Below are 10037 nucleotides of genomic sequence, written 5' to 3' on the forward strand. Positions count from 1 at the left end.
GGGGAAGCCCCCGCCCGCTGCTGCCGCCAAGGTGAAATACCCCGGGAAAAGTGGAAAGCTGGGCTTATGCCCGAATCCAGTGCAGCCCTGCCTGCCCCCCACAGCACCCCCAGCGACGCCACCGTTGTGTACAACGAGAAGCTCTGGCCGAACTTCTGGATCTGGCTGGTGTCGGCGGGACTGTCGGGCGCCGGGATCCTCGTGTTCGCCCCGATCAGCATGACGGCAGGGCTCACAGCGGCCGTGGTCCTGTTCGCGATCATCTCCGTGCTCTTGGTCCTCTCGACCCCCGCCATCACGGTCACCGGCTCCACATTGCGCGTCGGCAGGGCCACCATCGAACGCCGCTTTGTGGGCACCGCATCCGCTTTCCGCGGCAAGGAGGCGACGGCCGAACGCGGCACCCGCCTCAACGGTCTGGCCTTCCTGTGCATCCGCGGATGGATCGATCCCGTAGTCCGCCTCGAGATCACCGATCCCTCCGACCGCACTCCGTACTGGCTGACGTCCACCCGCCACCCGGACGAGTTGCTCGCCGCGTTGAAGTCCTAGCCCTCGCAGTCCTTGCAGTACTTGAGGCCATCCTTTTCGCGCGCGATCTGCGATCGGTGGCGGACAAGGAAACAGGAGGCACAGGTGAATTCGTCGGCCTGGGCCGGCAGGACCCGGACCAGCAGTTCCTCCCCGGACAAGTCCGCGCCGGGGAGTTCGTAGCCTTCCGCGAGGTCCGTTTCGTCTTCATCGACCACCGCGGAAGGCTTCTCCGTACGCCGCGCCTTCAGCGCCTCAAGGGAGTCCTCACTGAGGTCCTCCTCGGTCTTGCGCGGCGCATCGTAGTCTGTCGCCATTATTTCTTGCTCACACTCCGCAGTTGTTCGGTTGGATCGCCTGGCCCAGCAAACCCCAGCGGCGGTTGCCCTGGGACCCCGGGAGCGGTTCTGTCGATGTCAACGCCGGACACCCGGTTTTTGTGCCCGATGTCGGGTCATTTTTGCTTAAGCCCCCGGTGAAAACCAGAGGCCTCTGGTCCGCGGCGCCGGGCTCCGGCCGCGGCGTCCCGGACCGGGGCGGCACCCGTCCCCGGGACGGGCAGAAAAGTGGCGGAAATTCCCGGAAAATGACGGCGCGCCCTCCGTCCTCACCCGAATTGGCTGGCATCGGTGGCAGAGTTTCGATTGTTAGTAATGCCAGGGTGGAGGATTTGTATGCAGGATCTACGGCTTGTAGGCGTCCACGACGACGGGGAGCATCTCCTGTTGAGCGGCACCGGCGGCGAGATGTTCCAGCTGCCAATCGATGAAGCACTTCGGGTGGCAGTCAGCCGGACGTCGGCCAAGGCCGCCTCCGGCGCAGTGGCCGCGCCCATTGCCATGTCTCCGCGCGATATTCAGGCGCGGATCCGCAGCGGCTCGACGGCGGAAGAGGTTGCGGAGCTTTCCGGAATTCCGCTCGCGAAAGTCCAGCGCTACGAGGGTCCGGTACTCGCCGAGCGCGAGCACGTCGCCCAGCAGGCCCGCAAGGTGGAAGTTGCCGCCCCCGCTCCCGGCCACGACGTCTACCGTTCCGTGTTTGGCGACCACCCGGCGTCGCTCGGCGACATGGTGTCCCACCGGCTCAGCGCCCACGGCATCGAAGCCTCCACCGTGGAATGGGACTCGTGGCGGCGCCCGGACGGCAGCTGGAACGTGGTGGCGCGCTTCGAGGCGAAGCCCGGCGGCCCGGTGGGCATCGGCGAGGAACCGCCGGCCATGTGGACGTTCAGCCCGGCCCGGAAATCTCTGCAGAATGCGAACCGCTGGGCGCAGCAGCTCAGCGAACTCGAACCCCTCGACGGTCCCGTCCCGGCCCGCCGGCTCACCGCCGTCTCCGACCGGCCGTTTGATTTCGAAACCGACGCCGACGCTGCGGCGCGCACCGCCACCGCCCAGCTCCAGGTCGTCCAGCAGCTGAAGTTGCAGCAGGAACAGGAAGCCGACGGGTTGCTCGACATGCTGCGCTCCCGGCGCGGGCAGCGCCTCGGTGTGGACGAGGACGCCGACGACGCCCTCGCCAAGCTCCTGACCAACGGCGTCCCGGCGGCCCACCCGCGTCCCTCCGAAGTCCTCGCGGAGGTACCGGCCGAGCCGGAACCCGCCGATTCCGGAGCCGGGACCCCGGAGCCTGAGGTAACCGAGGCACCGGAGCCGGAACCCCGGCCTGCCGCCGATCCCTGGGAACGCCGCCGCGACGGCCGGCCCTCGATCATGTCCAGGCTCACCCTGGCTCCCCGTCAGCAGGAGGAACCGGATGACGCCCTGAAACTGCATGACGGCGTCAGTACCGAAACCCGGGAAATCACCATCGTGGCGTCGCAGTTGCGGCCCGTCGCCAAGCCGGGGCCGGCGTCCAGTCCGGGGCTCGACGAGCTCCTCGGCGGCGGAACGTCACGGCGCCAGCACCGTGAACCACCGGCGGTGGCCCGGGATGACCGCGAGGCGGAGCAGCCGGAGCGCCAGCCCGCGAAGCCAAAGCGCTCCAGCATTCCGAGCTGGGACGAAATCGTTTTCGGAGCCCGCGGGGACTAGCTGACGTCCGGGAGTCCGGGGTCTCCCGCGCTTCAGGGCCCTTCACGCGCAGTCAGGCGCGAGGGGCCCTTTTTCCGTCGGCCTGGAAACACAGCAGCGGGACTTCGCGTTCGGCTTTCGTCAGCGAGCCGTGCTGGCCCACCACGTCGAGGGCTGTCGGCCGGACCCGCCTGGTGTCATAGAAGGCCACGGCGTCCCTGGCCGCGATCATCACGTCACCGATCCGCGGGCCGACCTCAGCCCGGACCTCGCCGAAGAGCCCCGCCGCGATGGCTTCCTCCCGGGTGAACGCCCAAATCCGGTCGCCGAAGCGTGCCCGCCAGGCTTCCAGCAGCTGCACCCGCCCGGCGTCGCCGTCCGGCTCCTCCAGGTACAGGTGGACCATTCGCGGCTCACCCGCCGTATGACGGACCCCGGCCACGAGGGCAGGGTCCGCGGAATAGTCAATCCGCTGGGATTGCGGCACGTCGAGCATGCCGTGGTCCGCCGTGAGCAGGATGGTGGTGCCTGCCGGCAGGGTGGAGCTGAGCCGCTTAACGGTGGCGTCGAGTTCCTCGAGCTGGTGCTCCCACTGCGGTGACTGGCAGCCGTGGCGGTGCCCGGCCTTGTCCAGTTCGTTGACGTAGAAGTACATAAGAGACCGTCCGGCACCGGCCATCGCCTCCGCGGCGGCCGCGGTCCTGGCATGCGAGGTGGTGGCTGTGACGTATTGGCCACCCCTGAGCGCGGCCCGGGTCATGGCGGAGTCGCTGAACTGCGGCAGGCTGACGGTGGTGACCTCAACATGCTGCGCGGCCCGCTCGAAGACGGTCGGGAAGGGCTGCCACCGCTCCGGATCGACGCCGGCGTCCCAGCCGCCCAGCATATTGACCACCCGGTCCTGGTCCGGGTCAAGCACGTCGTAGCCCACCATGCCGTGCTGCCCGGCCGCGAGACCGGTGCCGAAGCTGGCCAGGGACGCTGCAGTGGTGGACGGAAATGCCGAATCCAGGGAGACGGGCACCTGGCCCTGGCCGGACTGCATCACAGCGCGCAGGAACGGCGTGTGCGCCGACTTCTGCTTGAGCAGGTTGCGGCCCAGCCCGTCGGCGAGGACGACGCAGATGCGCTTGGCCGCGGGGAGCTTGAGGCGGTTCTCGAAGCCCGGCACCCCCACGCTGGCAGCGGCGCTCGTGAGCACCTCGGCGATGGAGCGGTCACCGAAGGCCGGTGCTGCCGGCAGGTTCTGGGGAAGGATCTGAGCGGAGGACAGGGGCTGGGGCACGCGGACCGGCGCCATCTCAGCGCTGGTGGCCGCGGCTGACGCGGCTTCCGAAGACACCCATCCGCGGGCGCGGCGGAAGCCCTGGGCCGGTGTGCGGCGCCGGGGAGGAGGAGCCGGTATTCACCGCGCGGAGGGCGCGGGCGAACAGCTTGGCGTCCTGGACGGCCTGCAGGCCGTCGGCCTCGGCGCTGATCCGGAGCACTATGTCCTCCTGGGCGATGGTGCCGCTGTAACCGTGGTCGGCCTCGCACTGCGGGTCGCCGCAGCTCGCCGGGCCCATATCGAGGCGCTGGCCGCCGGACCAGGCGATGGACAGGGTCAGTTCGCGGACCGGATCCGACGGTTTGTAATCCTGGGGCTGCGCGTACACGTAGCTGAGCACCACGGAGCGGATCTGCGTCACCGGCACGGATTCGGTGGAGACCTGCGCGACGATCTGCTCGCCGGCGTCGTCGAGCTGCTGGTCATCCACGTGGGTGATGACCAGCATGTCCTCGGTCAGGACCAGCACCGTGATGTGGCGGCGGACCTCGGCGCGGTCGAAGTGCGTCTCAAGGTGCACCAGGTGGGCTACGCAGTCGCGCCCGTCGAGGGCGTCCGCGACGACGTCGGCCACGAGCGGCGGGTAGAAACCGGCCTGCTGGAGGGCCCCTTCCAGGCTTTGACCCTGCGCACTGTGGTCATGCAGGCCGTGGTGGTGCGCGCCCGGGCGCCCGGAGACGGCCGTCTGGTGCTTGGGTGTCGGAGACTGAAAGCTCATGGTCTCCATTTTCACAGATCGGCTGGGGACATGCTAACCGTTGCTGCCTGCGGGGTGCCCCCGATGCTCCCCGGGTCCCTGCCGTTCCCCGGCTGCTTCCCGGCTGTTCCCCGGCTGCTCCCTGGTTGCTCCCTCCGGGGGCCTCAGCTGCGCATGGCGCGGCGGGCGCTGTCGGTGCGCTGCGCGGCGTTGGCGATCCGGACGTCGGCCGCGAGGATGGCGGCCCCCTCCGGCCCGGCGAGCACGGGGTTGAAGTCGACGAGGGCGATTTCCGGGTGGTTGTCCTTGAGCCGGGTCAGGCGGGCGGCAAGGTCCTCGAGGGCCCGGGCGTCCACGGCCGGCAGCCCCTGGTAGCCGAAGAGCTTCCGCGAGGCACGGGGGGCCCGGATGAAGTCATGCAGGTCGGAGCCGGACAGCGGCGGGACCCGGTGGGCCCAGTCGTCCAGCAGGTTCACGGCGTCCCCGGCCAGGCCGAAGGAGACCACCGGGCCCAGCAGCGGATCCTCGATGGCGCGGAACGTGCAGGCCTGCCCGACTGGGGCCATGGTCTGCACCTCCAGCGAAGGCGATCCGTAGCGTTCCAGCGACTTGCGCATTTCCAGGACGTTGCGGCGCAGCGAGTCCGCGTCCTGGATGTCCAGGCGCACCCCGCCGAGGTCGAGGCGGTGCCGCAGCGCGGGGTCCGTGGTCTTCAAGGCCACCGGCCAGCCGAGCCGGTCCGCGGCCGCGACGGCCTGGTCGGCCGTTTCGAAGCCAACGGACGGGACCACCCGGATGCCGTAGCGGCCCAGCAGGCCCGCGGCCGTGTCCGGGTCCAGCCGGACCAGTTGCTCGCCGCCGACCTTGTCCAGCAGGCGTTCCAGCTCGTCGTGGGTGCCGTCGGGGTCGCAGCCCTCGGGTTCCACGAACAGTCCCTGGTCCCGGTCCAGCCACTGGGCGTAGCGGACCACGGCACCAAGCGCCGCGACCGCCGCGCCGGGGTTGGAGTAGCAGGGAACCACCGTGGCCCCCGCTTCGTCGCCCACCATCCCCTCCACGTAGATGGACGGGTCCAGGAGCCCGCTGAACGCCGCGACCACAGGTTTGCCCGCCGCCACCGAACATTCGGCCAGCACCCCGGCGATCTTCTCCACGGTGAGGCCATGGGCCGGCAGCAGCGCGACCACAACGGCGTGGACGGTGTCCGCTGTGAGGACTTCCTGCAGGCTGTGCCGCAACGCGGGAAGTGCCACGGACATTCCGGCGTCGAGGTCGACGTCGGTAACGATGCGTTCCACACCCAGTCCCTGCGCCGCCGCGCTGTCCGCGACGACCTTCCCGAGCGCCCGGGAGTTGCTGAAAACGGCGATCCCCGGCCCCTTCGGCAGGGGCTGGCTTGAGACGATCTGGGCGACGTCCATGAGTTGTTCGATGGTTTCGACGCGGATCACGCCGGCCTGGCGCATCATCGCGTCGAGGGCCTCCGGCGGGGCCTGGGTGGTGCGGACGGCGTGGCCGGGAGGCAGCCCCAGGCCCATGGCGTCGGATTTCGCCACGATGACGGGTTTGGTCCGGGCCAGGCGCCGGGCCAGCCGGGAAAACTTGCGCGGGTTGCCGATCGATTCCAGGTAGAGCCCGACGGCGGTCGTGTCGGCGTCGTCCTCCCAGAACTGCATCATGTCGTTGCCGGAGACGTCGGCGCGGTTGCCGCCCGAGAGGAAGGTGGAGATCCCGACCCGGCGCCGGCTGGAGGCGGCGTAGAGGGAGACACCGATCGCCGCCGACTGGCTGAACAGGCCCAGGCCGCCGCGGCGGGCCAGCGCGGGCGCCATCGAGGCGTTGAGGGACACGGCAGGGTTGGTGTTCATGATGCCCAGCGAGGCGGGGCCGATCACGCGCATGCCGTTGGCGCGGGCCTGCCGGACGAGTTCACGCTGCCGGGCGAGGCCGCGTTCGCCGTCGTCCACGTACCCGGCCGTGGCCACCACGATCCCCTTGACCCCGGCGGCGCCGCATTCCTGGACGACCTTGGGGACCTCGGCGTACGGGACGGCGATGATGGCGAGCTTGACGGGGCCGGGCACCTCGGAGAGCCGCGCGAAGGAGAGCATGCCGGCGAGCTCGAAGGCTTCCGGGTTGATCGCGTAGACCGGGCCGGTGAAGCCACCTTCGATGATGTGCTCCAGCAGCTGGTAGCCCACGGTGCCCCATTTGCGGCTGGCGCCGATCACGGCGACCGAGGACGGGGCGAGCAGTTCCTGGATACTGCGGGCCTCGGCCCGGTGTTCGCGGGATTCCATCACGGCGCGGGACTTGTCCGTGGGGTCGATATTGAATTCGAGGCTGACCACACCGTCGTCGAAGTGGCGCTTGACGTCGTAGCCGGCGTCGGAGAAGACCATGAGCATTTTCCGGTTTTCCGGGAGCACCTCGGCACTGAATTTCCGGATCCCGTTCTCCCGGGCGGCGGCGGCGAGGTGTTCAAGCAGGATGGACCCGATGCCGCGGCCCTGATGCGCGTCGGAGATATTGAACGCGACTTCCGCTTCCTCGGGATCATCGAGCCGGTCGTAGCGGCCGATGCCCATGATCTCCCCGCCGATGGTGATCACGAGGGCCACCCGGTCCTTGTAGTCCACCTCGGTGAACCGTTTGAGTTCCTTGGCGGAGAGTTTGGACTTGAACGCGAAGAAGCGCATGTAGATGGACTTCTGCGACTGCCCGACGTGGAAGGCTTGGACGGCGTCCGCGTCGGAGGGGTGGATCGGGCGCAGATGGGCCGTCCCCCCGTCGCGCAGGACAACATCAGCTTCCCAATATTCCGGATATACGCCGTCCGCGGGCTGATCCACCATAGGCTTAGCCTAGTCACAAACTTACTCAGCTTTCGTTCAGCACCGCTCAGAAGGACCCACCAGCCTCATGGCCCGCCGCCAAACCCCGTCCCCGGCAGGGGAAGCCAGCCAGGATTTCGTAGAAAATATCGTCGACATCGACGTCACGTCGGAGATGGAAGGATCGTTCCTCGAGTACGCCTATTCGGTGATTTACTCGCGGGCCCTTCCGGACGCCCGGGACGGCCTGAAACCGGTGCAGCGGCGCATCCTGTACATGATGAGCGAGATGGGCCTCCGGCCGGACCGCGGCCACGTCAAGAGCGCCCGCGTGGTGGGCGAGGTCATGGGCAAGCTGCACCCGCACGGCGACACCGCGATCTACGACGCCATGGTGCGGATGGCGCAGGACTTCTCGCTGCGGCTGCCCCTGATCGACGGTCACGGCAACTTCGGCTCGCTCGACGACGGCCCGGCAGCTCCGCGGTACACCGAGGCCCGACTGGCAGCGGCCGCCCTCACGTTGACAGACCACCTCGACGAGGACGTCGTCGACTTCGTCCCCAACTATGACAACCAGCTGACCCAGCCGGACGTGCTGCCCGCGGCGTTCCCGAACCTGCTCGTCAACGGCGCCACCGGCATCGCCGTCGGCATGGCCACGAACATGGCCCCGCACAACCTGGTGGAAGTGATCGCCGCCGCCCGGCACCTGATCGAGCACCCGGACGCCACACTCGAGGACATCATGAAGTTCGTCCCGGGCCCGGACCTGCCCACCGGCGGCCGGATCGTGGGTCTGGACGGCATCCGCGACGCGTACGCGACCGGCCGCGGCTCCTTCAAGACCCGCGCCAAAGTGGAGATCGAGCAGCTCTCGGCCCGCCGCACCGGGCTGGTGGTCACGGAACTGCCGTACATGGTGGGACCGGAAAAGGTGATCGAGAAGATCAAGGACGCCGTCAACGGCAAGAAGCTCACCGGCATCAGCGACATCGTGGACCTTACGGACCGCAAGCACGGCCTGCGCCTGGTGATCGAGCTGAAGAACGGCTTCAACCCGAACGCCGTGCTCCAGCAGCTGTACCGCTACTCGCCGATGGAGGATTCCTTCGGCATCAACAACGTCACGCTCGTCGACGGCCAGCCGCAGACCCTCGGGCTGCTGCAGCTGCTCTCCGTCTACGTGGAGCACCGCATCAACGTCGTGCGGCGCCGCACCGCCTTCCGCCTCGGCAAGAAGAAGGACCGCCTGCACCTCGTTGAGGGACTCCTGATCGCGATTGTGGACATCGACGAGGTCATCCAGATCATCCGTTCCTCGGACGAGGCGGCGGCGGCCAGGACCCGGCTGATGTCCATCTACGACCTCTCCGAGATCCAGGCCAACTACATCCTGGAGCTCCGGCTCCGGCAGCTGACCAAGTACTCGCGGATTGAACTTGAGAAGGAACAGGACGAGCTGCGCCGCGAGATTGCCGAGCTCGAAGCCATCCTCGGCTCGAGCGAACGGCTCCGCGCCCTCGTGTCCTCCGAACTGGCCGAAATCGCCGAGAAGTACGGCACCCCGCGCCGGACCGTGCTGCTCGAATCCGAGGCCGTCTCCCCCACCGTCGCCGCCGCCCTGGCCGCCGCACCGGGCGCCAAGGGCAAGGCCGCGCCCCTGGCCCTGGAGATCGCGGACGATCCCTGCTGGGCGATCCTGACCGCATCCGGCCAGATCGCGCGCACCGCCAACCAGGACAGCCTCGCCGAGTCCGGCCCGCGGACCCGGCACGATGTGTTCACCTCCGTGCTGAAAACGTCTGCGCGCGGCGAGATTGCCGCCGTCACGTCGCAGGGCCGCATGCTCCGGCTCCAGGTGATGGACATGCCCGTGCTGCCGCCGACCTCGGGGACCCCGAACATGGCAGGCGGGGTGCCGGCCAAGGACTTCATCACGCTGCTCAAGGGCGAATCGCTGGTGGCATTCGCGCCGCTGGATGAGGTGCTCGCGGTCGGCACAGCCCAGGGCGTGGTCAAGCGCGTCCAGCCCGATTACCCGCTGAACCGCGAGGACTGGGAGGTCATCGCGCTCAAGGACAAGGACACCGTGGTGGGCGTGGCCCCCGCCGGGTCCGACGACGTCGACCTCGTCTTTGTGACCCGTCAGTCCCAGTTGCTGCGCTTCGCCGCCTCGGCCGTCCGTCCGCAGGGCCGGACCGCCGGCGGCATGGCCGGGATCAAGCTGGCCGCCGGGGACCGGGTCATGTTCTTCGGCGCCGCGAGCCCGGACGACAGCGCCGCCGTCGTCGTGACCATCGCGGGCACGGAGGGGGCGCTCCCGGGCACCGCTCCGGGGGCCGCCAAGGTCACCGCCCTCTCCGAATACCCCGCGAAGGGCCGCGCCACGGCCGGGGTCCGGGCACACCGATTCCTGAAGGGTGAAGACACCCTGCTGCTCGCCTGGGCAGGCCACGGCCCGGCAAAAGCTTCCTCGCTGGCCGGGGTGGCCCGTTCCCTTCCCGGGGAACACGGCCGCCGCGACGGGTCCGGCATTCCGCTCTCCCAGGCCATCGATGCGATTGGTCCGAGCATGTCCTGGGAGCCGGCACCGGGGACGGAAGCCTAGGTTAGCTGGGGCCTGGGGCCGGGGG

7 protein-coding genes are annotated in these 10037 nt (G+C 69.0%); 3 read left to right on the top strand and 4 right to left on the bottom strand.

The window, feature by feature from the left end:
* Nucleotides 1-66: 66 nt before the first annotated feature.
* Nucleotides 67-552: a DUF3093 domain-containing protein gene (locus tag K789_RS0104975; RefSeq protein WP_024365794.1), complete on the top strand. Its 486-nt coding sequence runs from the start codon at nt 67-69 to the stop codon at nt 550-552.
* Here K789_RS0104975 and K789_RS0104980 read toward each other — a convergent pair.
* Nucleotides 549-848 carry a DUF4193 domain-containing protein gene (locus tag K789_RS0104980; protein ID WP_024365795.1) on the bottom strand — a complete coding sequence of 100 codons (300 nt, stop codon included), beginning with the start codon at nt 846-848 and terminating at the stop codon, nt 549-551. The two genes, K789_RS0104975 and K789_RS0104980, sit on opposite strands and share 4 nt — an antisense overlap.
* A gap of 357 nt (nt 849-1205) precedes the next feature.
* Here K789_RS0104980 and sepH point away from each other — a divergent pair, with 357 nt between their 5' ends.
* Nucleotides 1206-2564: a septation protein SepH gene (gene sepH / locus K789_RS0104985; RefSeq protein WP_024365796.1), complete on the top strand. Its 1359-nt coding sequence runs from the start codon at nt 1206-1208 to the stop codon at nt 2562-2564.
* Nucleotides 2565-2616: 52 nt separating this feature from the next.
* Here sepH and K789_RS0104990 read toward each other — a convergent pair whose 3' ends face one another.
* From K789_RS0104990 to K789_RS0105000, 3 genes are all read right to left on the bottom strand, one after another.
* Nucleotides 2617-3843 carry an alkaline phosphatase family protein gene (locus K789_RS0104990; RefSeq protein ID WP_051180902.1) on the bottom strand — a complete coding sequence of 409 codons (1227 nt, stop codon included), beginning with the start codon at nt 3841-3843 and terminating at the stop codon, nt 2617-2619.
* Between the two features lies 1 nt (nt 3844).
* Nucleotides 3845-4588: a DUF5998 family protein gene (locus K789_RS0104995; protein ID WP_024365798.1), complete on the bottom strand. Its 744-nt coding sequence runs from the start codon at nt 4586-4588 to the stop codon at nt 3845-3847.
* A 143-nt stretch (nt 4589-4731) separates the two neighbouring features.
* A complete protein-coding gene (locus K789_RS0105000) occupies nt 4732-7422 on the bottom strand; it encodes a GNAT family N-acetyltransferase (RefSeq protein ID WP_024365799.1) in 2691 nt (896 codons plus the stop codon).
* A gap of 67 nt (nt 7423-7489) precedes the next feature.
* On the opposite strand from K789_RS0105000, the gene K789_RS0105005 reads away from it, so the two are divergent.
* Nucleotides 7490-10012 carry a DNA gyrase/topoisomerase IV subunit A gene (locus K789_RS0105005; RefSeq protein WP_024365800.1) on the top strand — a complete coding sequence of 841 codons (2523 nt, stop codon included), beginning with the start codon at nt 7490-7492 and terminating at the stop codon, nt 10010-10012.
* The last annotated feature ends 25 nt before the right edge of the window (nt 10013-10037 follow it).

The organism is Arthrobacter sp. TB 26 (assembly GCF_000427315.1).
In the GTDB taxonomy this organism is placed as follows: Bacteria; Actinomycetota; Actinomycetes; order Actinomycetales; family Micrococcaceae; genus Arthrobacter.